Source organism: Clostridium neonatale, assembly GCF_900465025.1.
In the GTDB taxonomy this organism is placed as follows: domain Bacteria; phylum Bacillota; class Clostridia; order Clostridiales; family Clostridiaceae; genus Clostridium; species Clostridium neonatale.
In genome coordinates this window covers 719,417-742,571 of the sequence record NZ_UICR01000001.1, presented here as the reverse complement: position 1 = coordinate 742,571, position 23,155 = coordinate 719,417, and the positions used below count along the sequence as shown (strand labels likewise).

At 28.4% G+C, this 23,155-nt stretch carries 23 protein-coding genes; 2 read left to right on the top strand and 21 right to left on the bottom strand.

Going from position 1 to position 23,155, the window contains the following annotated elements; translation table 11 throughout:
- Positions 1–74 precede the first annotated feature (74 nt).
- Positions 75–962 carry a LysR family transcriptional regulator gene (locus CNEONATNEC86_RS03455; protein WP_058293843.1) on the top strand — a complete coding sequence of 296 codons (888 nt, stop codon included), beginning with the start codon at positions 75–77 and terminating at the stop codon, positions 960–962.
- A gap of 36 nt (positions 963–998) precedes the next feature.
- Complete coding sequence (locus tag CNEONATNEC86_RS03450) at positions 999–1,277, top strand: GNAT family N-acetyltransferase (protein ID WP_230131918.1); 279 nt, start codon at positions 999–1,001, stop codon at positions 1,275–1,277.
- A 102-nt stretch (positions 1,278–1,379) separates the two neighbouring features.
- On the opposite strand, the gene CNEONATNEC86_RS03445 is transcribed toward CNEONATNEC86_RS03450, so the two are convergent.
- From CNEONATNEC86_RS03445 to mreD, 21 genes are all read right to left on the bottom strand, one after another.
- Positions 1,380–2,282 carry an RluA family pseudouridine synthase gene (locus CNEONATNEC86_RS03445; protein ID WP_159135526.1) on the bottom strand — a complete coding sequence of 301 codons (903 nt, stop codon included), beginning with the start codon at positions 2,280–2,282 and terminating at the stop codon, positions 1,380–1,382.
- A 14-nt stretch (positions 2,283–2,296) separates the two neighbouring features.
- Positions 2,297–3,547, bottom strand: a complete 1,251-nt coding sequence (locus CNEONATNEC86_RS03440) for an LCP family protein (protein ID WP_058293836.1) — start codon at positions 3,545–3,547, stop codon at positions 2,297–2,299.
- Positions 3,548–3,624: 77 nt separating this feature from the next.
- Positions 3,625–4,197 carry a bis(5'-nucleosyl)-tetraphosphatase (symmetrical) YqeK gene (yqeK, locus tag CNEONATNEC86_RS03435; RefSeq protein WP_058293835.1) on the bottom strand — a complete coding sequence of 191 codons (573 nt, stop codon included), beginning with the start codon at positions 4,195–4,197 and terminating at the stop codon, positions 3,625–3,627.
- A gap of 50 nt (positions 4,198–4,247) precedes the next feature.
- Positions 4,248–4,856, bottom strand: a complete 609-nt coding sequence (gene nadD, locus CNEONATNEC86_RS03430; protein ID WP_159135525.1) for a nicotinate-nucleotide adenylyltransferase — start codon at positions 4,854–4,856, stop codon at positions 4,248–4,250.
- Between the two features lie 688 nt (positions 4,857–5,544).
- Positions 5,545–5,847: a ribosome assembly RNA-binding protein YhbY gene (gene yhbY, locus CNEONATNEC86_RS03425; protein ID WP_058293833.1), complete on the bottom strand. Its 303-nt coding sequence runs from the start codon at positions 5,845–5,847 to the stop codon at positions 5,545–5,547.
- Positions 5,848–5,967: 120 nt separating this feature from the next.
- Positions 5,968–7,257, bottom strand: a complete 1,290-nt coding sequence (gene obgE, locus CNEONATNEC86_RS03420) for a GTPase ObgE (RefSeq protein ID WP_159135524.1) — start codon at positions 7,255–7,257, stop codon at positions 5,968–5,970.
- Positions 7,258–7,972: 715 nt separating this feature from the next.
- Positions 7,973–8,272 carry a 50S ribosomal protein L27 gene (rpmA, locus tag CNEONATNEC86_RS03415; protein WP_058293832.1) on the bottom strand — a complete coding sequence of 100 codons (300 nt, stop codon included), beginning with the start codon at positions 8,270–8,272 and terminating at the stop codon, positions 7,973–7,975.
- A gap of 4 nt (positions 8,273–8,276) precedes the next feature.
- Entirely contained in the window at positions 8,277–8,663 is a 387-nt protein-coding gene (locus CNEONATNEC86_RS03410) for a ribosomal-processing cysteine protease Prp (RefSeq protein ID WP_058293831.1), read from the bottom strand.
- Between the two features lie 4 nt (positions 8,664–8,667).
- On the bottom strand, positions 8,668–8,979 hold the full coding sequence (rplU, locus tag CNEONATNEC86_RS03405; protein WP_058293830.1) for a 50S ribosomal protein L21: 312 nt from the start codon (positions 8,977–8,979) through the stop codon (positions 8,668–8,670).
- A 133-nt stretch (positions 8,980–9,112) separates the two neighbouring features.
- Entirely contained in the window at positions 9,113–10,561 is a 1,449-nt protein-coding gene (locus tag CNEONATNEC86_RS03400) for an Rne/Rng family ribonuclease (protein ID WP_159115591.1), read from the bottom strand.
- A 101-nt stretch (positions 10,562–10,662) separates the two neighbouring features.
- Positions 10,663–11,370: a TIGR03936 family radical SAM-associated protein gene (locus tag CNEONATNEC86_RS03395; protein WP_058293828.1), complete on the bottom strand. Its 708-nt coding sequence runs from the start codon at positions 11,368–11,370 to the stop codon at positions 10,663–10,665.
- A complete protein-coding gene (locus CNEONATNEC86_RS03390) occupies positions 11,354–13,210 on the bottom strand; it encodes a TIGR03960 family B12-binding radical SAM protein (RefSeq protein ID WP_159135523.1) in 1,857 nt (618 codons plus the stop codon). Before CNEONATNEC86_RS03390 ends, CNEONATNEC86_RS03395 begins: the two co-directional genes overlap by 17 nt.
- Positions 13,211–13,894: 684 nt before the next feature.
- Positions 13,895–14,743 carry a site-2 protease family protein gene (locus CNEONATNEC86_RS03385; protein WP_058293826.1) on the bottom strand — a complete coding sequence of 283 codons (849 nt, stop codon included), beginning with the start codon at positions 14,741–14,743 and terminating at the stop codon, positions 13,895–13,897.
- Positions 14,744–14,781: 38 nt separating this feature from the next.
- Entirely contained in the window at positions 14,782–15,258 is a 477-nt protein-coding gene (locus CNEONATNEC86_RS03380) for a hypothetical protein (RefSeq protein WP_058293825.1), read from the bottom strand.
- A 327-nt stretch (positions 15,259–15,585) separates the two neighbouring features.
- Positions 15,586–16,713 carry a rod shape-determining protein RodA gene (gene rodA, locus CNEONATNEC86_RS03375; RefSeq protein ID WP_083498705.1) on the bottom strand — a complete coding sequence of 376 codons (1,128 nt, stop codon included), beginning with the start codon at positions 16,711–16,713 and terminating at the stop codon, positions 15,586–15,588.
- 233 nt (positions 16,714–16,946) lie between these two features.
- The gene (minE, locus tag CNEONATNEC86_RS03370) at positions 16,947–17,216 is read right to left on the bottom strand and encodes a cell division topological specificity factor MinE (protein ID WP_058293824.1); all 270 of its coding nucleotides are present in this window, start codon (positions 17,214–17,216) and stop codon (positions 16,947–16,949) included.
- Between the two features lie 12 nt (positions 17,217–17,228).
- The gene (gene minD, locus CNEONATNEC86_RS03365) at positions 17,229–18,026 is read right to left on the bottom strand and encodes a septum site-determining protein MinD (protein ID WP_058293823.1); all 798 of its coding nucleotides are present in this window, start codon (positions 18,024–18,026) and stop codon (positions 17,229–17,231) included.
- A gap of 21 nt (positions 18,027–18,047) precedes the next feature.
- Positions 18,048–18,704, bottom strand: a complete 657-nt coding sequence (gene minC, locus CNEONATNEC86_RS03360) for a septum site-determining protein MinC (protein WP_159135522.1) — start codon at positions 18,702–18,704, stop codon at positions 18,048–18,050.
- A 155-nt stretch (positions 18,705–18,859) separates the two neighbouring features.
- Complete coding sequence (gene sfsA / locus CNEONATNEC86_RS03355) at positions 18,860–19,543, bottom strand: DNA/RNA nuclease SfsA (protein WP_058293821.1); 684 nt, start codon at positions 19,541–19,543, stop codon at positions 18,860–18,862.
- A 129-nt stretch (positions 19,544–19,672) separates the two neighbouring features.
- Complete coding sequence (locus CNEONATNEC86_RS03350; RefSeq protein ID WP_058293820.1) at positions 19,673–22,660, bottom strand: penicillin-binding transpeptidase domain-containing protein; 2,988 nt, start codon at positions 22,658–22,660, stop codon at positions 19,673–19,675.
- On the bottom strand, positions 22,657–23,154 hold the full coding sequence (gene mreD, locus CNEONATNEC86_RS03345) for a rod shape-determining protein MreD (protein WP_159135521.1): 498 nt from the start codon (positions 23,152–23,154) through the stop codon (positions 22,657–22,659). The genes CNEONATNEC86_RS03350 and mreD overlap by 4 nt, the downstream gene beginning before the upstream one ends.
- Position 23,155 lies beyond the last annotated feature (1 nt).

Sequence of the window (23,155 nt, the reverse complement as noted above, 5' to 3'; positions counted from 1 at the left end):
TATCATGTATTTATCTATTAGTAAAATTGATAATTTCTATTATCATAATCAATTATTTTGATGGAGGTGAATTTATGGATTTTAAACAACTTAATGCCTTCTTAACTATAGGACGACTTCAAAGCTTTACAAAAGCAGCTCAGGAATTAGGATATGCTCAGTCAAGCATTACTACTCAGATTAAATCACTTGAAAATGAACTTGAAGTTAAACTTTTCGAACGAATAGGAAAAAATGTAACTTTAACTCACGAAGGAAGAAAATTAATTCCTTATGCAAAACAAATGCTTAAATTATCCGATGATATAAAATCAAGTATAACAACCGCAGACAAACCAACTGGAACGTTAACTATTGGTGCAGCAGAATCACTATGTGTTTTAAGACTTCCTGAAATTTTAAAAAAATATCGAGAACTCTATCCGGATGTTGATGTTTCAATTAAATTTGGAAGTTGTGCTGATTTTAGGCACTTCTTAAGCAACAATATTGTAGATGTAGCTTTTTCTCTTGGCGTAAAAATAGATTCAACTGAGTTTATTTCAGAAATAGAACTTCCAGAAAAAATGCTTATTCTTGCATATCCTGGACATCCTCTATTAAAAAAAGAGAAGGTTTTTCCTAAAGATATTTCAAATGAATCTCTAATATTAACTGATACTGGATGCAGTTATCGTGCTGCTTTTGAAAATATTTTAAGAGATTCACATATAACTCCAAATGTAGCTTTAGAGACAGGCAGTGTGCAGGCTATTAAGCAATTCACAATGAGTGGTCTTGGCATTTCTCTTTTACCTAAGGTTGCTGTAACAGACGAAATTGAATCTGGAAGGTTAATTCCTATAAATTGGGCTGGACCAGATTTTAATATAATTTCACAAGTTATATATCATAAAGATAAATGGATTTCACCTGCTTTGAGGGAATTTCTAAATTTAGCTAAACAGTATTTAAGCAATTAATTATTTATTAGAAACAAATAAATGTATTGTCTGCTATTGGATACGTCCTATTTCATAGATAGTAATATCTATGAAATAGGAATACATTTAAAAGAAGAATTCTGGGGACAAGGTTTTGCAAAAGAAATATGCTCAGAAGTAATCAAATATGCATTTGATGAACTTAAAGTTTCTGCCTTATTTGCTGGGCATAATCCAAATAACCTTAAATCTCCAAAACTTTTAGACTCACTTGGATTTATATATACTCACGATGAATATTATGAACCTACAGGATTAAATCATCCATCATATATTTTAAAAAATAAACAATAAAAAATGTAGATAGATTTTGAATAAAGAAAGTGTATATACATATCATATTGATAATGCATATCTATACTTCTTTATCTAAACAAATCTATCTACATTTTATTCCTACTTTAACTTCTTCATAAGCTCCTTCATATCATCAGGAAGATCAGCTCTTAACGAAAGTTCTTTTTCTGTTCTTGGTGATTTAAAATCAAGTCCATAAGCATGAAGTGCCTGTCTTTCAATCAAATCTCCCTCATTATCTCCATCTCCATATAAAACATCACCATATATAGGATGCCCTAAATAACTTAAATGAACTCTTATCTGATGTGTTCTTCCTGTTTCAAGTTTACATTCAACTAAACTTGAATCACTAAATTCTTCAACAACTTTATAATGTGTTATGCTTCTTTGACCTCTTTCATCCACTACTCTTCTAGTACCATTTTCAATTCCTTCTGGTCTATATATTGGCTTATCTATAGTTCCTTGTTTTTCTTTGAAAATCCCATGTACTATAGCCAAATATCTCTTTTCAACTTTATTTTCGCTCATAGCTTTTGAGAGCATTCCATGAGAAAATTGATTTTTAGCTATTATAATAAGTCCAGATGTATTCATATCTAATCTTGAAACCAATCTTACAATGCAATTTTGATTGCTTTCCATAAAATAATTTATAACACCATTTGCTAAAGTTCCGCTTTGATATGTTTTAGTTGGGTGAACAACCATAAATGGTTTCTTATTTACTACTAAAATATCTTCATCTTCATAGACTATGTCAATGTCTATTTTTTCTGGTGCAATATTCTGACTTTCTTCCTTTTCTAAATCTATTTTAATGATTTCACCATTTTTTATTACACGGTTCATTTTAACTACTTCATTATTAATAAATATCCTTTTTTGTATTGAAGCGCTTCTTATTAATCTTGTTGAAATACCCATTTCACGTTTTAAGTATTCTCTAAGCTTAGTACCTTCAACCACATCTTCAACTTTTTTTTCTAAAATACTCATCCTAAAGTACTCCTTTAAAATTTATCATCATAATTATTACCTATAATTATAATAACATCATAATCACTATATTCAACCTTATCTTCTTTTTCATCAATCTTACTTACATCTACTACTTTTTTTATTTTCTTTGCAATTGAACTATCATTACTTAATATTACACTTTTTTCTGTTTCTATAGTGTTATCAACATCAATATTAGTATAACCATTAGCTACTAATTTCTCTTTTACTTTCCCTGCCAATCCATTAATATTTGTTCCATTTAAAACTTTTATTCTTGCATCATAATTTACTTCTGACTTTTCAGAGGGGCTAGCATTTTCACCCAATGAATTTATTATATCTGAATTATAAGATTTATTAAAGACAACATAGGATTGACCACCAATCATTTTTAAATCACCGGTTATAGTTGACATATTCATATTTGAGCTATGAATTAAGAATTTCAATCCATATCCAACAACCTTGTATGCTGGTATATTAGTTTCAATATTATCTGCAAATGCATTTAATATGCTAGGTATCCTAAATATTATAAATGGATTTTTGCATTTTTTAACTACCTTTGCAATAAACTTTTGTTGATTTTCTATTCTTCCTAAATCACCAGTAGCAAGTCCTGTCCCATCATTATTTTTTCTCCATCTAAAAAATTCCTCAGCCTTTTTACCATCTAATTTTACAGTTTCACCAGCCTTGAAATTAATATGTAAATTTTGACCTTCATCGTCATAGTACATGTTATTTTCAATTGTCATTTCAACTCCGCCAATGGCATCTATAAATTCTCTAAATGCATTATAATCTATTCTTACTAGGTAATTTATATTTATATCTAGTAAGTTTTCTACTTCAGTCTCTAATCTTGAATATCCACCTAAGGCATAAGCTGCATTAATTTTATAATTAGATCCATTAATATTTATAAGAGTATCTCTTGGTATAGATACTAAATTAACATTTTTAGTTGTAGGATTATAATTTAAAATCATAAGAGTATCAGTTCTTTTTATTGATTCATTTTCAACCTGATTAACATCACCTATATCAACGCCCATTAACAATATATTTAATGATTCTCCAAAGCCTGGGCTCTCTCCATCTGGCATTGAGTTATTTGATATTTTAAACAATGCAATTACTGCTGATAATAGTGAAAATACAACTAATGCTAAAATTAAAGATATACATCTTAAACAAATCTTTTCTAATCTTGAAAAAGTGCTATCTTCTTTTTTTTGATTTTTCTTTCTCCCCATAACCAGAATTCACCTCTATCTAAGAAAGATCTATCTTAAATATTTTTCCCTTTCTTTTACTATTCAATAACTATCTCTTATTTACCATTATGAATTAACAAATAATTTCGTGCCTTAACTGTATTTTCATCCATCAATGAATTTTTACTTAAAAGAAATTTCATTGTGTGAGTAAGACCTGCTAAAACTCCATCATCTAAATTATTAAATGTTATATTTCTTAGTTCCTCTAATCCATCAAAATCTCTTGTTGGTTCAATCATATCTGCTATATATATTATTTTTTCTAGTGTTGTCATATCTTCTTTTCCTGTTGTATGCCATCTTAAAGAAGAAAGTATCTCCTCATCTTCAATACCTAGTTTTTCTTTAGCTACAATTGGTGCAATTATACTATGCCATAGGCTCTTATTTATCTCTTCAACTTCTGAAAGAATAATATTATTTTCATCCATTATCTTCTTCATTTCATCTATTTGCATATTTTTAGCAACATCATGTGCAAAACCTGCAAGCTCTGCTATATCTTCATCTACATTATTTAATCCTGCTAATTTCTTAGCAGTTTCTGCAACTCCTAGAACATGATTATATCTCTCTTCTTGTAAATTATTTTTTAAATACTCTTTTATTTCATCTCTTGATAACATAAAATATCCCTCCATCCTTTCTAACAATCAAAAAATTCACTATTACTTTTTTATTTTTTATATAATCCTTTTGCATATATATAATTTTTTACGCTCTCAGGCACAAAAAAATCTATTTTCTTTCCTTCATTAACCCTATTCCTTATATCTGTTGATGATATTTCTAGCTCTTTAAGTGCTAAAAATATTATAGAAGCATTATATTTCTCTTCAATATATTTCTTTTGAGCTAATAGCCTCTCCACATCTGTTCCGCCACGCATAAAAACGACCATATTGCTTAATGATAATATTTTTTCTACCTCTCTCCATTTTTCTATATTCATTAAACAGTCAGCACCTGTTATAAAAAATAATTCCTCATCCTTACTCTCTTTTAAATTATTATAATGTTCTAATGTTTCATAAGTAAAACTCAATCCCCCTTTATTTATTTCATAATCTGAAACTTCAAAGCTATCATAATTTCTTATAGCTTCTTTAACCATTTCATATCTATCTTTTGATTCCGTTATTTTTTTATCTGTTTTTAATGGTTGAATTCCTGCTGGCATAAAAATAACCTTATCTAAATTTAATTGTTCTTTTGCTTCATAAGCTATATATAAATGTGCATTATGAATTGGATCAAAAGTTCCGCCTATTATTCCTATCTTCATAGTTTCACTCCTAAGCGCCATAAGCTTTTTATAATTTCATACTATAATTATAGCTTCTCTAATTAGCTCAAATAATATAATAAAATTATTTCTATATTATTATATCATTAGTAAATAGATTCTTAATAACGTTAATCTTAATTTTTTATAAACTCATTTATAAATTAATAAAATAAATTGAGTAGAATCAAAGTTTAGTTGGAAATAACCGAAATTCAATATATGATAGGCTCGATTGTAGAAAAATTCGAACTAAAAATTCTAATGGCAGAGGATGCACCAAAAAATGTTTGCTCCCAAAAAACAAGTTTTGGACAAACAATTTTTGAACATCCTCTGCCAAAGAATTTAAAAGTTCAAATTTTAATACAATACTAAGCCTATTCATATATTGAATTTCTTTGTTTTCTCTAAAATCATAGTTACTCAACTTTGTTAATTATATTTTATGCTTTTTAGAATATTCTATATATCAATATATTGTTGCTTTCTTAAAAATTATAAAATATTAGCTTGCTTAAACAACTATTCCTTAATTTAAAAATGTATTTATGTGCAACACCAATAATACTGAAACTTTGAGTTTAGATCAAACAAAGAAATAAAGCTCTCATATTGGTCGTAGACTGCATTCCAATTTGAGAGCTTTATTTCGGTTGTTATTCACTAAACTTTAGTTCTACATCCATTATTTCTTAGGTAATTCAATCTTTCTCTTTTTCACGTCACTAGATTGTTTATATAAAACCATTTTTCTTCCTGTCGCTTGAATTCCTTCGCAATTAACTAATCTGCAAATTTCATCTGAAGCTTCTCTTGTATCTAGTCCGCTATTTTCTAAAACTTTAATTTTTATTAATTCTCTTGCTTCTAAAGCCTCTTTAACTTGTTTTATAAAGTTTTCTTCTATACCATTTTTCCCAACTTGGAATATTGGCTGTATATCATTAGCTAAACTTCTTAAATAAGCTCTTTGCTTGCTTGTTATCATGTTTTCATCTCCTCATTTTACACTTCATGATTCAAAATTCATACCATTTATGACATCAATGCAAACAATTCACAATTAAAAGCTATAATTGTGAACTGTGCATTGTGAATTCTGAATTGCCTAAAGTATATATTCAAATTCAAAGTCATTTAATCTTACAAAGTCACCATCTTTAATGCCCATTTCTCTTAATTCATCAAAGATACCTTTATTTCTAAGAACTTTATGGAAGTATCTTAATGAATCTGCATCATGTACATTAACAGCATGTAATAATCTATCCACAAATGTTCCTTCAACAACATATGTGTTAGTACCTTCATCATTTGGTTCAATAGATATTTCATATGTGAATTTCTTTTCTTCTGGAATATACATTTCATCTTCTGAAATTTCTAATTCCTTAATTGGAATATCCTTAAGCATTCTTGCTGCTTCCTTCATTACAGCATCAACACCGTCATTTGTAGCTGCTGACATTTTAAGCACTTTAGTATATCCTAATTCTTCAACCTTCTTTTTAAAATCTTCATACACAGAGTCATCATATAACATATCAGTCTTATTAGCTACTACTATTTGTGGTCTATCCCATAGCTTAACTGAATATTTCTTTAACTCTTCATTAATCTTTACGAAATCTTCAAAAGCATCTCTGCCTTCAACACCTGATATATCAACTATGTGTATTAGAAGTCTAGTTCTTTCAATATGTCTTAAGAATTGTATTCCAAGACCGACACCTTCTGCAGCACCTTCAATAATTCCTGGAATATCAGCCATAACAAACGGTTCAATTCCTTCTACTGCAACAACACCTAGGTTTGGTTTTAATGTTGTAAAATGATAGTTAGCTATCTTTGGTTTAGCTTTAGTTGTCATTGATAACAATGTTGATTTACCTACATTAGGAAACCCTAACAATCCAACATCAGCAAGTAATTTCAATTCTAAAACTAAGTTTAATTCTGCCCCAGGCATTCCTGGCTCTGCATAATGTGGTGCTTGTTTAGTAGCTGTAGCAAATTTAGTATTTCCTTTACCACCTTTACCACCTTTAAGTAATACTAACTCTTCATCTTTATGTGAAAGGTCAGCTATTACTTTATTACTTTCAGCTTCTCTTATGATTGTTCCCATCGGAACATTTATCACAAGATCAGCCCCATCTTTACCATAGCACTTTGATCCGCTACCGTTACCACCGCATTCAGCAATAAATTTCTTTTTATACTTGAAATCTAATAATGTAGTAATTCCAGTATCTACTTTAAATATGATGCTTCCGCCTTTTCCGCCATCTCCACCATCAGGTCCTCCTAATGGAACATACTTTTCTCTTCTGAATGTAATAGCACCGTCTCCACCATTACCTGACTTTACGAAAATTTTCGCCTTATCTATAAACATATGTTTACCACCTTTCTTTTCTAATTGATTTTTTAATGAATACTCACAATTCATTAATATCCGAACGCCTATAAAATTAAAAGCTATTTAAAATAATAATCCAAATTCTTATTTCTTATTAAAATATGTATATTTGCTAAAACATAACTATATTTATTTCTTAGTCATAAAAAATATATTATAATAAATTATGTAACTTTTTTATATAATATTTTATCATAATATATAATAATTCTTTTATTTTATTATTTATAAAACTACCTTATAGTTTAAGTATTCCCTTAAAAACCTACTTTATTATATCATATCTGCTTTAAGTATCAACATAAGTATGAATATTTTCTTGCACTTCCTTATTATGTTATATTTCCATTTCTTTAAATATCTGCAATTTAAGAAATCTTAACTTTTTTAACTTAGAAAAAACACACTGGAATTTTATTAAGATAATCATATAAAGAAATGATTAATATATCCAATTACTGAAAAATATAAATAAGCATAGCAGTAATATAGTAATTTATAATAGCCTTATGCACTATAAATATAGGTATATATTATTATTTAGAAATGAACCTACTATTTTTAATATAGAATACATAGATAAAATATACTTTTCAAAATATACCACTCTAATAAGTATATATAAATCTTACATTTACCTAGCCAATATTAAAAAAAGCACCCTTAAAACTAAGAGTGCTTAAAGTAAAAACTATTCAGCTTTTGCTTCTATTTGTACTGGGTAAACGCTAGCTTTTTTCTTATCTCTACCAAATCTTTCGAATTTAACAACTCCATCGATTTTAGCGAATAAAGTATCGTCTTTACCTCTTCCAACATTTTCACCTGGGTGAATCTTTGTTCCTCTTTGTCTAACAAGTATGTTACCAGCAAGAACAAATTCTCCATCAGCAGATTTAACTCCTAATCTCTTTGATTCAGAGTCTCTACCATTCTTTGTACTACCTACCCCTTTTTTGTGGGCAAATAATTGAAGGTTCATGATTAGCATGTGACTACACCTCCTCTATTTCTAAAATTATATATTCCCTACGTTTTTCTTTTCCAAACATTTCTTCCAAACTCAAAATTACACTTTCTAAACTTTTTTCAAATGTTTTGAGCAATACCTGAGCTTGATTTAACTCTTCTTTAGTAAAATCTGAAATATCTAGTTTTAGATATCCATCCATGATTTCGTATGTACAATTAAGTTTTAAAACTTCATCTAAACCAATTAAAACACTTTGAGATAAAACAGATACTGAGTTACAAATCATATCAAATGCTTCACCTACAAGTGCTGCATCATTCTGAAAATCTCTTTCATCTGATATGGCATGGTTATTTATTACGAAACCAACAATATTACATTCTTTTTGATTAATTGTTATCTTAACCATAACATTAAGCTTCGATCTTCTCGATAACTAATTTAGTATAAGGTTGTCTGTGACCATTCTTTCTTCTATAGTCCTTCTTAGCCTTATATTTGAAAACTACAACTTTTTTAGCTTTACCTTGAGCTACAACTTTAGCTGTAACCTTAGCGCCTTCAACTACTGGAGTACCAACTTTGATACCATCTTCAGTTTCAACTGCTAAAACTTCATTTAATTCAACTGTAGTGTCAACTTCAGCGTTTAATTTTTCAACGAATAATACGTCTCCTTCTTTAACTCTGTATTGCTTTCCACCTGTTGCTAATACTGCGTACATTAAAACACCTCCTCATAACGGTCTCGCCACTTTCGGTACAAAGATTTAACTTTGTTTATAAATTAAAACCTTATGTGAGCGGTCTACAAAAGCCATTTTATCATAATCATAATTTTTTGTAAAGCAAAATCTTTTAATATTCCTCAATATTATTCACTTTATAATCTTTTAAATTATCTTTTTGATTTTGAAATAAAAGTGGCTCTATTTTATATCCGTCAATTCCATCAACATAGTTTAAATATATGTCATTTCCTAAAGCATCTATTTCTTTCAGAAAACTAAATACATCTTCTTTTACTCTCTCTTTATATACACTGTCTACTTCAATATAAAAAGACTCTATTGAATTTTCTTCCTTCATTCTTATAATTTCATTTTTGATAAGACCTTCAATATAAGATAGCTTTAGTACTATTCCACGTCCTTTGCATAATGAGCATTCTTCTTCCATGTACTCATATATACTCTTTCCATTCCTTCTTCTTGCAATTTGAACTAAATCAAGTTCTGTAAATGGAAATATCTTAACATTACCTTTATCATTTCTTAAACTCTCTTGAAGAGCAGACATAACTAATGATCTTTGATTTTTATCTCTCATATCGATAAAATCTATAACAATAATTCCGCTTAAATTTCTAAGTCTTATTTGTTTTCCTACTTCTTTAGCAGCTTCTAGATTAGTTTCTAAAATTGTTTTATTAAAGCTTCTTTCTTTTATATTTTTCCCACTATTAACATCAATAACATACATTGCTTCTGTCTTCTCTATGACAATATATCCTCCACAAGGTAAATTAACCTTATGATGTCTAAGCTTTAACAATTCTTTTTCTATTCCATAATAGTCAAATATTCCTCTGTATCCTGTATATTTTTCTATTTTAAAATTGCTTTCTCCATCAACAAAACTATTTATAATATTAAAATCTTTTTCATCATTAACAAAAACTTTTACTGTTTCATTACCTATATTATTTGTTAAAATCTTTGTTAGTATAGCATCATCACCATAAAGTTTTTGTGTTCCTAATGAATACTTCATTTTGCTATCTAGGTTTTTAAAAATTTCATAAAACTTATCTATTTCTGCTTTCAATTTTTCTAAGGCTATATTAGCACCTTCTGTTCTAATAGTTATACATACATCTTCCAATGGTGCAATATTATTTAATATTTCTTCTTTTTTTAAATCATCATTTATTCTTTTAGAAAATTTAATCCCACTACTATAACAATCTAATACGACATATTTCCCGGGAATTGAAACTTTATGAGTTATTTTTGCGCCTTTATTTCCAATAGGTTCTTTTATAACCTCTACTAATATTTCATCGCCTTTTTTTAAATCTTTAGATTTAAGTTCGTCACTATAATACATGTAACCTTCTTTATCTAAACCTAAATCAACGAATATTGAGTTAGTTCCTTGAATTATATTTTTAATTTTTCCTTTGTATATTTCTCCAATTATAGGTCCACTTTTCTTTTCCTCTACTATGCTTTCAACTAACTCATTATTCTCCTTAATTGCAATTCTTAAAAGACTCTCACTTCTCTCAATAAAAATCTCCTTCATAAAATCACCACCCTTTTTCAATTCACAATTCACAATTCAAAATTCACAATTACTTTGACAGTTGACCTCTTAACTGTCAACTGTGCACTGTCAACTCTTAACTATTCTAAACATTTATATAATGGTACTAGCTTATCTTCTTTTTTATAAAAATACATTTCTTCTCTTTTCGTATCAACAAAAGCATCTAAATCTGCGTTTGTTGTATTCTCTTGAATATATCTAACTAATAACTCTGCACTTAAATGTTCTCTACTTCCAGTACTTATTAATGTATTTATAACTAAATATTCATCTTTAATCCAAAAACTAAATTCTTTAATAAAAGTTTTTATATCAACTTCTTTTGAACCTTTTTTACTTTTCTTTATTGTATTCCATTGGTTTTTTTCCAAAAGTTTATTCATTTCAGTTTCTACATTATCTATCTGTGTATATTTTATTTTTATTATATATCTTGCTGCATCTATCATTGCCATAGCTTGAGGCACTTTCTTTTGTCCCTCAACATATGGAATAGCCAATGCACTTATATATTTAATTCCACTTGGAGCTGTCTCATTCAATCTTTTTATTATTTCTTCCTCATTCATTTCTCTAGTCAAAACCATATCCATATATTCACCACTAGAATAAACTCCTACTGACAATGGCTGCGCAATTGATGTTGCCATATGTGGATTAAATCCTTGTGAATATTCTATTGGAAGATCTGCTCTTCTTATATTTCTTTGAATTGTTCTCAGTACATCTAAATGAGAAATAAATTTTATATTTGGTTCCTTAGTAAATTTAATTAAGTATCGCACCTTCAAAACACTTCCCATCTTTAAAGTTTACATTTACTCCACATCCTGTACATCCTTTTCTACAGTTTTGAGTAAGCTCTGCTTTTTTAGCTTTTTCATTTTCTCTTTCAAGATATTTTCTTGTAACTCCAATATCTATGAAATCCCATGGTAATATTTCATCATATGTTCTTTCTCTATATGCATAGAAGTCTCCATCAACATTACATTCGTTTAATGCTTCTGTCCAATAGTCGAAATTGAAATACTGAGTCCATCCATCAAATCTTGCACCTTTTTCAAAAGCTTTTATAAGAACATCACAAAGTCTTCTATCTCCTCTTGCAAACACTGATTCCATGTATGATGTCTTTTGTTCATGATAGTTATAAACTATACATTTAGATTTAATTGATCCTTTAACAGCTTCAATCTTCTTATTAACATCTTCAATTCTTGCCATAGGTGCCCATTGGAATGGTGTAAATGGCTTTGGTACAAGTATAGATGTACTTACTGTTATTCTAAGTCCTTTATTATTTTTTCCTTTTGGAATCTCTGCATATTCCTTAACCATTTTTTCTGCAAGCTCGCCTATTCCTCTACAATCATCTAATTCTTCATAAGGAAGACCAACCATAAAGTAAAGTTTAAGAGTTCTCCAGCCTGCTTCAAAGGCACTTCTTGCAGCTTCAAGGATTCTATCTTCTGTTAACCCCTTATTTATAATGTCTCTCATTCTTTGAGATCCTGCTTCTGGTGCAAAAGTTAAACCTGTCTTTCTTACCTTTTGAATTTCCTTAATTAAGTCAACAGAAAAGGCATCAACTCTAATTGATGGAAGTGCTATCCCAACTTTATCTGGTTCATGTTCCTCCATTAAATCATGTATTAATTCTTTTATATCTGAATAGTCGCAAGTACTTAATGAAGAAAGTGATATTTCATCATAACCTGTATTTTCAACTAACTTTCTCGCTTGCTTAACTAAATCTTCTCTAGTCTTTTCTCTAACCGGTCTGTATATCATTCCTGCCTGACAGAATCTGCATCCATTAGTACATCCTCTAAATGTTTCTAAAACTATTCTATCATGAACTATATCAGTATAAGGAACTATTATATCTTCTGGAAATTCTACTGCTGTATAGTTATTTATTATTCTCTTTTTAACCTTTGCAGGTACATCCTCATACTTAGGTTTAAATTCTTTTATTGTATTATCTTCGTTATAAGTAACTTCATATAATGATGGAACATATACTCCTTCTATTTTAGCTATTTCCCTTAAAAACTCTGCTTTACTTTTGTTTTCTTTTTTAAATTGTTTGTAAACGTCTAAAACATCGTTCATGATTTCTTCACCTTCACCTATTTCAAAGAAATCAACAACATCATATAAAGGTTCCGGATTATATGCACAAGGTCCACCAGCCATAATTATAGGATAATCTTCTCCTCTTTCAGATGTTCTTAATGGTATATTACACATATCAAGCATATTAAGCATGTTTGTATAACTCATTTCATATTGAAGAGTAAATCCTAAGATATCAAAATCATTTAATGAATCTTTAGTTTCTAATGTAAATAAAGGAATATTCTTATCCCTCATTAAGGCTTCCATATCTGGCCATGGTGCGAAAGTTCTTTCACAATATGTATCTTCTCTTAAATTGATAGTATGGTAAAGTATTCTGCTTCCTAAATGAGACATTCCAACCTCATAAACATCTGGGAAACAAAATGCAAATCTTATGTCAACTGATTTCGGATCTTTAACAATTTCATTTAATTCTCCACCAATATACCTACTTGGCTTTTCAACCTTAAATAGAATATCATCTGAAATTTTATTCATTAACTATTTCCTCCTTAAAAGTACTCTATTTTATAATCTGAAACTTTATCCACAAATTAGATTTATTTTCTTAAGTTATCCACATTTTATATGAATAATCCTTTATTTCTGTATATAACTATACTATCATAAGTATATCCATATTTATAATATGTCTAATTTGAATAATTCCTTAAATAGAAAAAAGAAGTACTATTTATACTTCCCTCCTCTAAATTACTATACCTATTCTAACATAATTATATTATTATTGGAATAATGATATTTTTGACAACTATTAATACTTTTTACTATATTAAATATATAATTATTTGAATCTTTTAATTTCTTATGATGCATATGAACTGTTCCTATGAAATATGATTTCATTTACTAAATTTAATAAAAAAGTGGCTTCGCCACGCTTTATACGTAAAATATAAACCTTAACACTATAAATAGGCAACTACTCAAACACATTTTTAAATAAGAAGCCACTTTTTTTACCCATGCAAAAGGTTCCAAAACTTGCTTTTGGGTTCTTTTGCGGGACTATAATTTTTTTAACGTATTGGACTATCTAAGTTACAGAATAGCTCTATTCTTAAGTTTTTTGCTATGATAAAAATTTTATACTTTCCTATGCGTTAAAAAAAATTAAATATCTTTTATAATAAGCCCCTGTTCTTAAAACAATATATATTACTATCTTAGCTTCATATACTCCTCTAGACTTATATTCCCATATTCCTTTAATGCTTCTATGAGTTCATCTTCACATACAGTTCCAACAACCTTCATATTATCATCTAACACATAAAAAATATTAAACTTATTTTTATCTACTAAAGTTAATACATTAACCAATCCTTTTTTATAATAAATAGATATACTTTTATTTTCTATATAGCCATATTTTTTTAATTTTTTTAATTTCTTAAAGATATCTCCCATTATTATATACATTGTTTTTTGTTTTTCTAAAATTGAGGTATAAATCATCAATACAGAAGCCATGAAAAAACTTATATTTACTTTATGTAAAAATATCATAATACTAGTTCCGAAAAGAAACAGCATTATTGAAATAATAATACTTAAAATAACAACAATACTTTTTGTCTTTCTATATAAATATCTTCTAGTTAGCAATATTTCACATATTCTTGATCCATCTAATGGATATGCAGGCAATAAATTAAATAATCCCAAACTCAAATTTATTTTCACGCTATTTTCAAAAATTACCAAGTTATATTTATAATTTAAAATATACATCATCATCGCAATAATAAAATTAAAGCATGGGCCTGCTAAATAAACATTTAATTTCCTTTTTTCAGACAATTCCTCTATTTCACATATTTCAGCTTTAGCACCAAGAACATTAATTTTGAAATTATTAAACTTACATCCATAACTACTTGCAATAACGATATGAGAAAGTTCATGTAGCGTAATCCAAAATACACCTATTAAAAAATTCCCATTTATACTTATAATAAATATAAGAATAAGGATTTGTAGTATGATTACTCTATATTTTTTCTTCATTAAAATACAACCTCTACAAATTGCTTGCCAAACGTTCTTTAAATTTCTTTTTCTTCAACCTTAAATGAATTATCTTTAATATAATTCATACAGTCAATAAATTCTTTCTTCACATTTTCTTTTTTTAAATTATCAAAAGTAAATCCATTTATATTAAAATTCTGTCCTTTAAATGTTCCTATTTCAATACCTTTTAGTATATCTACTGATTGATCATATGTTAAATTTGTATTCAATATATTCTTACATTTAATATATAGAGATGTTGTGCCTTCTGATGGAAAACATTTGAGCCCAAAAAGAATCACTATAATAACAGCTGATCCTGCCACTTCTCTCTCAACACGCTTAATCCAATATTCTTTAGATACTAAACCTTCAATTTTATTATTGCTTCTATAATTTTTCACTTTATTTTTAGACCAAAATGAACTTTTATCTTCTTGGATATTTACATTAGTTTTTTTATTTATATTTCTATAATAATTTTCATAAGCTTCTCTATAATCGTTCATCACCCTCGCCCCTTCTTCTTTAATATATTTAATTATATTTTTCTAAAGAGGATAATATGAAAGATATATTTCATAAGTATTATATATAATTATTCTCTATTTAATTATTGCACATTGCTGTTCTAAAAATAATTTACATTACCCCAAAATAGAACTATCGTATTTGCAAAATATAGTTTATAAATAGATAATAACTAAAAGTGAATATTTAGAATTAACTTAAGTTAAAAGTATAAAACACTAAATTTTACCTTAGCAAAATCAATGTATAATATAACAAAAAAGGGGTGCCGCAGATTATTTAATGCGACATCCCAATTAAACTCATTAAAAATATATTTTCTTTCTTCTCATACCTACATTTAATACTAATCCAACTGAAATAATAGTAGTTAAAAGTGAACTTCCACCATAACTTATAAGAGGCAGAGTTATTCCTGTTATAGGCAGCAATCCTATAGTCATACCAATATTCTGCAGTATAGCGTGTAAGAAGTATGAAATTATTCCTACACATATTATTGATCCAAATAGATCTTTTGAAGTTCTAGCTATTGCTATCATCTTATATATTAAAAATCCATATAATACTATTAATAGCATAGCTCCCAAAAATCCATATTGTTCTGCTATTGCAGCAAATATAAAGTCTGTTTGTATTTCTGGTACATTTTGAGCTGCATAACCTGTACTGCTATCATTTTTTATAGACGGTCTACTTCCAAGAATGCCACCTGATCCTATGCTTATAAGTGACTGTGTTAAGTGATATCCTGTATCACTATCATCAGCAGCTGGATTTAAGAATCCTGTAAATCTAGCTTTCTGATAAGAAGGAAGTAAACCTGAATTCCAAACTATAACTATTGCTAATACAATACTTAAAAGTCCTCCACCAATTATTCTCATATCTAGTCCAGCAATAAAAAATATTCCAAGAACTATGAAGAAACAAACCATGGTCATTCCCATATCAGGTTGAATAATTATAAATAATACTGGAATGGCTGCATAGAATACCAGTGTGAAAAAATTCTTTACATCATTTATCTGACCATCCATTTCTTCCAGCTTTTTAGCCAGCATAAATATTATTCCTAGCTTTGCTAACTCAGCTGGCTGCAATGATATTGGTCCAAACCTTAGCCATCCTCTTGCCCCATTAACTACAACACCTGCAAACCTAGTTATAATAAGCAGAACTACAGTTCCCCAATAAATTATAGGAGCATAATTCATTATAAATGTATAATCAAATGTTATAACTAAATACAAAGCTACCATGGAAATTAAGAACCACATAAATTGTCTTTTAGCAAAAAAGAATCCATAATCTCCTTTAGTACATAAGTATATATTAAATATTCCATACAGAGTAAGTAAAATCATACAAATTAAAAGAGTTTTGTCTATTTCTTTTATCAACTTTGTATCTAATTTTAATTTTTTAAACACATTTCCACCTCTTTGCTTTAAATACACGGATATAAACATAAATAAAATAATCATATTTATTTTTATTGATAAGTGCATATTTAATTATACATTATTATGATTATATTCTCTATATTAATTCATGTAAGATAATAAATTCGTAATAAATTATTTACTTTTACATAATATCTTCACAAAAAAAAGTAGAAATTAACAACTATATCATCGTTAATTTCCACCAAAAAACTTCATTTTTATCTACCACGTATATTTCTTATTGGAATATTGGCAACAAGTGCTGATGAATTATCTCCTTCATCATCATCATTTTTATTTACTGATATCTCAACATCATCAACCTGAATATCTATATATTTAGAGATTACTTCCAATATTTCTTCTTTTATTTTTTTTATTGTTTCTGGAGGAATTTCTCCCCTGTCATGTATAAGAATCAATTTTAATCTATCTTTTGCAACTTCCTTAGGAGTTGGTTTATTACTTAAACTCTTAAAAAATCCCATATAACTCTCCCCCTATTTACGCTTAAATAGTTTTTTTAGAGACGTAAAGAAGCCTTCTTGTTCATTATTCAAATCCAAAAATGCAACTTCTTCTCCCATAATTCTATGTGCTATATTCTTAAACGCTTTTCCTGCAAATGCACCATCATCTAAGACTATCGGTTCACCCTTATTAGTTGAAACAGTAATATTTCTGTCATCTGGAACAACACCTATTAGTTCTATTGATAAAGTTTCTATTATATCAGAAACATCTAGCATATCTCCATTTTTCGTCATTTGATAGTTTAATCTATTTACTATTACGGCATGATCATCAAGACCCTTAGCATCAAGCTTTCCTATAACTCTATCTGCATCTCTTACTGATGTTATTTCTGGATTTACTACTACTATTGCTCTATCAGCTCCAATTACAGCATTTTCAAATCCTTGCTCTATTCCTGCTGGAGAATCTATAATCACATAATCAAATTCTTCTTTTAATTCCTTTACTATTTTTAGCATCTCTTGAGGACTTATATCATCCTTATCTCTAGTTTGTGCTGTTGGAAGTAAACATAAATTTTGGAATCTCTTATCTTTTATAAGAGCTTGTTTTAATCTACATCTGCCTTCTATAACATCCATTATTGTATATACAATTCTATTTTCTAATCCCAATAATACATCTAAATTTCTTAATCCTGTATCCCCATCAACAACTACTACTTTTTTGCCTAGTGAAGCTAACGCTGTCCCTATATTTGCAGTTGTTGTTGTCTTTCCTACTCCACCTTTTCCTGAAGTAATTACAATAGATACTCCCATACAAAAATCCCTCCGACATCATTAATATATATATTTATTTGGTAAATACGGCTCAACAATTATTACTCCCTCTTTAATCTTTGCTAATTCTGGATATTTAGGTTTTCCAGTATCATCTGGAGACATGGCCATACATTTTGCTATTTTTAAAAGCTCTGGTTGAAGTGAAAATGCTGCAATAAAAGCTTTTGTATTTCCATTTGTTCCCGCGCTTACTTTTCCTTTTAATGTTCCTAAAACAATTACATTACCCGCTGCAGAAACTTCAGCACCACTATTAACATCACCAATAATAACTATATTGCCTGGGTAATTAATACATTGACCACCTCTTACAGCTTTCCTTATAAATCTAGTTTTTCCTTCATATACCCCTGAAAATACTTTTTTATCTTTTTCTTCATCTTTTTCTATATTTTTTTCAATATCTTCTAATACAATATCTTTTAATTCAATTTGATTTAATAACACTTCTTTAAGTGTTTGGACATTTTTCTGAGTAATTGCTTTTAAATCAATTTTTAGAATTAATGTTGTTCCCTTATAAAAGTGTTTTCCCTTAGAAAGTTTCTTTATAAGGTTCATGAGCATATCTTCAAAATCAGCAAATTTACTTATGTCAATCTGTGTGTTTATGCCTTCCTTGTTGCCCTTAATTACAATTCCATCATTATACATTTACTGCCTCCAATAAATCTGCAGGTTAAACCAATCACAAATCATATTTTTAACTCAATATCCAATATGTACCTTTAAATATTTTTTATATATCCATTTAAAATTATATCATTATTTCAATATTTTTGTATATATATTTAGATACTTTTAGACTTTTATATCTTAACTTTCACATAATCTCTTATATCGATGGAATTTTCAGTAACATCACAGTCTACAGCTAATATATTAACACCATGTTTTTTTGCTTCTCTTAATACTTCTCCAAATTCCTTATGTGTCCTTACATTAGGTTCAAAATATAAAACATCTTTCATTTGAATAACAAAAATTATATATGCTTCATATCCTTCATCTATGCAATTACAAAGTTCTTTTAAATGTTTTACTCCTCTTTCCGTTGGTGCATCTGGAAATCTTACAACGCCATCTTCTTCCAGAGTAACTCCTTTAACTTCAATAAATGCTTTTCTACTTCCTTCTTCAACATATAAATCAAATCTAGACTTATCATATTTCTTTTCTGGTTTTATTAATGATGGGCTATTGAATAGATTTCCTTTTTTAATCCATTCATATACAACTTTGTTTGGTACTTGTGAATCCATATTAATTAATCTATCACCTTTTTTCACTGTAATTAGAGAATATTTTGTTTTACGATTAGGATTATCATTTTCTTGTACAAACACAGTAGTTTCCTCTGGTATCAATAGCTCTTTGCATCTGCCTGTATTTTTGACATGGCAGACTTCTATTTTATTATTTATCTCAACATTAGCTATAAATCTATTAGGACGAGAGATAAATCTCCCTTGTAATATATTATCATATTTCATATCTTTACCTCCAACTTATAAAATACGTTATTCTTATTTAGAATATAATAACTATCTGTATTTTTAAATAGTTTATATATTATATAAAAAAATTATCCCAATACATTTTATTGGGATAATTTTTTTATTTTATTCTGGTTCATTATTGGATTCTGTATTATTTTGACCATCACCTGATTCAGAAGTAACTTCACTTCCGGAAGTTTCATTACTTGTTGCTTCTGTATCAGTTTTTGTTCTATATGGATTATTCAAAACATACTTCTGGAAAGATTGAGATTTATATGCATAATTAGGATCCATCTCTAATAATCTATCTTTAAAATATGCTTCATAAACAGCTCTAACAGCTGGTGCTATTGAACCTCCATGACCTCCATCAAAAACTACTGCAACCACTGCTATTTCTGGGTCTTCTTTAGGCGCAAAACTCACATATGTAGCATATGGTGCTCTTCCAACTTCATTTTGAGTCTCTGAGAAATCAGCTGTACCTGTTTTACCTGCTGTACTTATCGGAAATCCCATGAATGCAGTACTCGCTGTACCTCCATCATCTTCATTAACCTTTGCCATTCCCTCTTTTACAGCATCAATAGTACTTTGTTTCATTTCTACTTTATTTAATACTTCTGGCTCAAATTGCTGCACTACATTACCATCGTTGTCTGTAATCTTATCGACTAAATGTAACTTATATCTTGTTCCTCCATTAGCTATTGTTGAAACATAACCTGCTAATTGAAGTGGCGTAAATGTATGCATACCTTGACCTATAGATGCGAATACGAGCTGAGCTGGTGATTTAATTTCGGCAGCTTTATCATTTACTGTAAATCTCGCTATTATATTTGACACTATATTAGCTTGATTATCAAGACTTACAGTTTTACCTGTCTTTGCTTCGTAATCTGCCACTCTTTTCTTATATATATCAGAATGCTCGATTATTGTTTTTACATCTTTTTTAACATCTTTCGTGAATTCTTCTTCTGATGGATTTTTATTATCATCAGTACCAACATTACCTAAGTAATTTGCAACTTTATCCTTTATTGATTGCTTTGCATTTTTAACTTCTTCAATGTCATCATCTGAAACTTGTATATCAAAAGGAACGAAATTAGTGATTATTCCCTTATAATCACCTTTTTCTAAGTAATCTACTAATTCATACTTAGCATAATACACTGAATTTCTTCTAAAAGAAGTAAAGTTATATGTCTGACCAAAGTTTTCTTGAATTTCAATACCTGTCGATGGATTAGCTTTACTATTTGGGTCTATTCCAAGTCCAAATTGATATGCATACTTTGCTATAGCATCTAGCGAATCAATATTTCCACCATTATATTTATACAATCTATAAGCTGTTTCATAGAAAAAATAGTTGCAAGAAACTTCAAGAGCTTTTTTTACATCGATTGAACCATGTCCATATCCATAATTACTATATACTAGACATTGAGGAGCAAATCCAACTCCGAAAGTTTCTGGATGTTCATCAAATTTACCTTTATCATAAATCGTAGTAGTCGGATCTATAACTCCTGTTTCTAACCCTGCAATGGCTGTAAGTGGCTTGAATGTTGATCCTGGTGGAATTAATGCCATTGTAGCATAATTATAAAATGGTCTTGGATATAAATCGTACTTATCTACTCTTGCTCCATTTTCTTTTGGAAATATATAATCTAAGTCCTTAGTCAATCCCATTCTTTGTATAAGTTCTGTCCCAAATGAATCTAAATCTGGATTAAAGTAATTTCTAGTTTCTTCAGAAGTAAGCTTACCGGAGGTAGTAAATAAATTTGGATCAAATCCCGGATAGCTTACTAAAGATAATATTCTACCTGTTTTAACCTCTACAGCAACTAAAGCACCTCTTGTAGCATTTGCAAATCTATATCCCCTATCAGATCCATTTTCTTGGATATTTTTAATTCCATCAGCAAGAGCCTGTTCTGCTACATACTGAATATCTCTATCTATTGTTAAATGAACATCATTTCCTGGATAAGATTCTAATTTAAACAATTCTTCAGTTTTTCTACCTTGAGAATTTACCTTTACAGTTGCTCCACCCTTAACACCTTTTAATTGTTCTTCAAAAGCTGATTCAATACCTGCTTTACCAATTAAATCTGTAGAAGCATCATATCCTCTTAGCTCATATTTTTCTTCTTCCGAGCTATTTATTGATGATACATATCCAAGCACTGATGATCCAAGTGTTCCATACGGATAATATCTTATAGGCGATAAATTAACAGATATTCCTGGTAAATTAATTAGCTTTTGTTGAATTATAAGTGCAGTATTTTTTTGAATATTATCAGCTATAGTAACAGCTTTATATCCTTTAAAACTTTGCATTTTTATTGCATCTTTAATAACCATAAATTCTCTTATTTCTTCAAGAGAATATCCTTGTTTCTTTATAAGATCTACAATTTCCTTTCCAGACATATTATCATACATCTGTTTTTTTTCTTTAGAGTCCTTATAATTAGGATCAATAAGTTCAATTAAAGAATACTTTTTGGTTAATTCATAAAACATTTCTTCTGGAGTTATCTTAAGAAGTTCTGAATCTAATTTTGCACTTTCTTCATCACTTAACTCTTCAACATCTGGAAACATCTTCTTTTTTAGTGTATCATCAAATCCTCTATCTTTTTTGAATCTTAATTCTTGATAATTTTGTGATTCTTTATCACTAGTTGTATATTCAAAATAAATATTACCATCAGAATCTATTTTTAATGCCATATTATCTTGAATAGATTCATTATTTTCTTTGAATATTTTAAATATTTCACTCATTGTACTATAGAAGTTATTTGTTGCATCATCTGTAGTTGTATATGAAAGAGTATAAGTATTTATATTATCAGCCAATATATTTCCTTCTTGATCATAAATTCTTCCTCTTGGTGCTTTTTCTGATTCAAACCTTGTTGATGTAACATTGGCTTTTTCTTTATAATCTTCATGATTTAAAATTTGAAGATATATAAGTTTAAAAGTAATAGTTCCAAATATTATTAACATTATTATACTTAAAACAGTATATCTTGATATCTTTTTCTTTTTGGCTGGTTTATTTACTATCATTTAAACCTCCACTGTTGATTGTTGTTATTTTTATCCAATTGTCTAGATACCATCTTATACATGAAGAACATTATTATTGAGTTATACAATCCCATGATTATAATTTTTATAAAATCCACTTCAACAATAATATCCATAAAGGAAAATATCATAAATATTCCAAAAAACTTAACAATCGTAATTACAAATATACTTACTGTAGGAATTAATCTCTTATTTCTTACAATACTTTCACCTATCACACTTGCCATAATACACAAAAATAAATTCAACAATGAATTTACACCGAAACCATTGTAAAAATATATATCTTGTAATAGCCCACTGACAACTCCTATAAATACTGCATCTTCTTTTTTCTTTAAAATTGAATACGCTATAGCAAAAGTAAGCAGTAAACTTGGATAAGCTCCATGTATAGCAAAAAATGGAGCAAATGAATTGTCTAAGATAAGTAGTACTATAGAAATTAATATTAAAATTATTTTTTCCATA

What these genes read in the sequence shown, in the direction of transcription:
- yhbY (WP_058293833.1), bottom strand. Translation starts at nt 5,847, where the DNA reads ATGATAACAAGCAAGCAAAGAGCTTATTTAAGAAGTTTAGCTAATGAT.
- CNEONATNEC86_RS03440 (WP_058293836.1), bottom strand. Translation starts at nt 3,547, where the DNA reads ATGGGGAGAAAGAAAAATCAAAAAAAAGAAGATAGCACTTTTTCAAGA.
- rpmA (WP_058293832.1), bottom strand. Translation starts at nt 8,272, where the DNA reads ATGCTAATCATGAACCTTCAATTATTTGCCCACAAAAAAGGGGTAGGT.
- CNEONATNEC86_RS03410 (WP_058293831.1), bottom strand. Translation starts at nt 8,663, where the DNA reads ATGGTTAAGATAACAATTAATCAAAAAGAATGTAATATTGTTGGTTTC.
- CNEONATNEC86_RS03455 (WP_058293843.1), top strand. Translation starts at nt 75, where the DNA reads ATGGATTTTAAACAACTTAATGCCTTCTTAACTATAGGACGACTTCAA.
- nadD (WP_159135525.1), bottom strand. Translation starts at nt 4,856, where the DNA reads ATGAAGATAGGAATAATAGGCGGAACTTTTGATCCAATTCATAATGCA.
- CNEONATNEC86_RS03385 (WP_058293826.1), bottom strand. Translation starts at nt 14,743, where the DNA reads ATGAAGAAAAAATATAGAGTAATCATACTACAAATCCTTATTCTTATA.
- yqeK (WP_058293835.1), bottom strand. Translation starts at nt 4,197, where the DNA reads ATGTTATCAAGAGATGAAATAAAAGAGTATTTAAAAAATAATTTACAA.
- minD (WP_058293823.1), bottom strand. Translation starts at nt 18,026, where the DNA reads ATGGGAGTATCTATTGTAATTACTTCAGGAAAAGGTGGAGTAGGAAAG.
- CNEONATNEC86_RS03400 (WP_159115591.1), bottom strand. Translation starts at nt 10,561, where the DNA reads ATGAAGGAGATTTTTATTGAGAGAAGTGAGAGTCTTTTAAGAATTGCA.
- minE (WP_058293824.1), bottom strand. Translation starts at nt 17,216, where the DNA reads ATGGGATTTTTTAAGAGTTTAAGTAATAAACCAACTCCTAAGGAAGTT.
- rplU (WP_058293830.1), bottom strand. Translation starts at nt 8,979, where the DNA reads ATGTACGCAGTATTAGCAACAGGTGGAAAGCAATACAGAGTTAAAGAA.
- mreD (WP_159135521.1), bottom strand. Translation starts at nt 23,154, where the DNA reads ATGGAAAAAATAATTTTAATATTAATTTCTATAGTACTACTTATCTTA.
- CNEONATNEC86_RS03380 (WP_058293825.1), bottom strand. Translation starts at nt 15,258, where the DNA reads ATGAACGATTATAGAGAAGCTTATGAAAATTATTATAGAAATATAAAT.
- CNEONATNEC86_RS03445 (WP_159135526.1), bottom strand. Translation starts at nt 2,282, where the DNA reads ATGAGTATTTTAGAAAAAAAAGTTGAAGATGTGGTTGAAGGTACTAAG.
- sfsA (WP_058293821.1), bottom strand. Translation starts at nt 19,543, where the DNA reads ATGAAATATGATAATATATTACAAGGGAGATTTATCTCTCGTCCTAAT.
- CNEONATNEC86_RS03350 (WP_058293820.1), bottom strand. Translation starts at nt 22,660, where the DNA reads ATGATAGTAAATAAACCAGCCAAAAAGAAAAAGATATCAAGATATACT.
- obgE (WP_159135524.1), bottom strand. Translation starts at nt 7,257, where the DNA reads ATGTTTATAGATAAGGCGAAAATTTTCGTAAAGTCAGGTAATGGTGGA.
- minC (WP_159135522.1), bottom strand. Translation starts at nt 18,704, where the DNA reads ATGTATAATGATGGAATTGTAATTAAGGGCAACAAGGAAGGCATAAAC.
- CNEONATNEC86_RS03390 (WP_159135523.1), bottom strand. Translation starts at nt 13,210, where the DNA reads ATGAATAAAATTTCAGATGATATTCTATTTAAGGTTGAAAAGCCAAGT.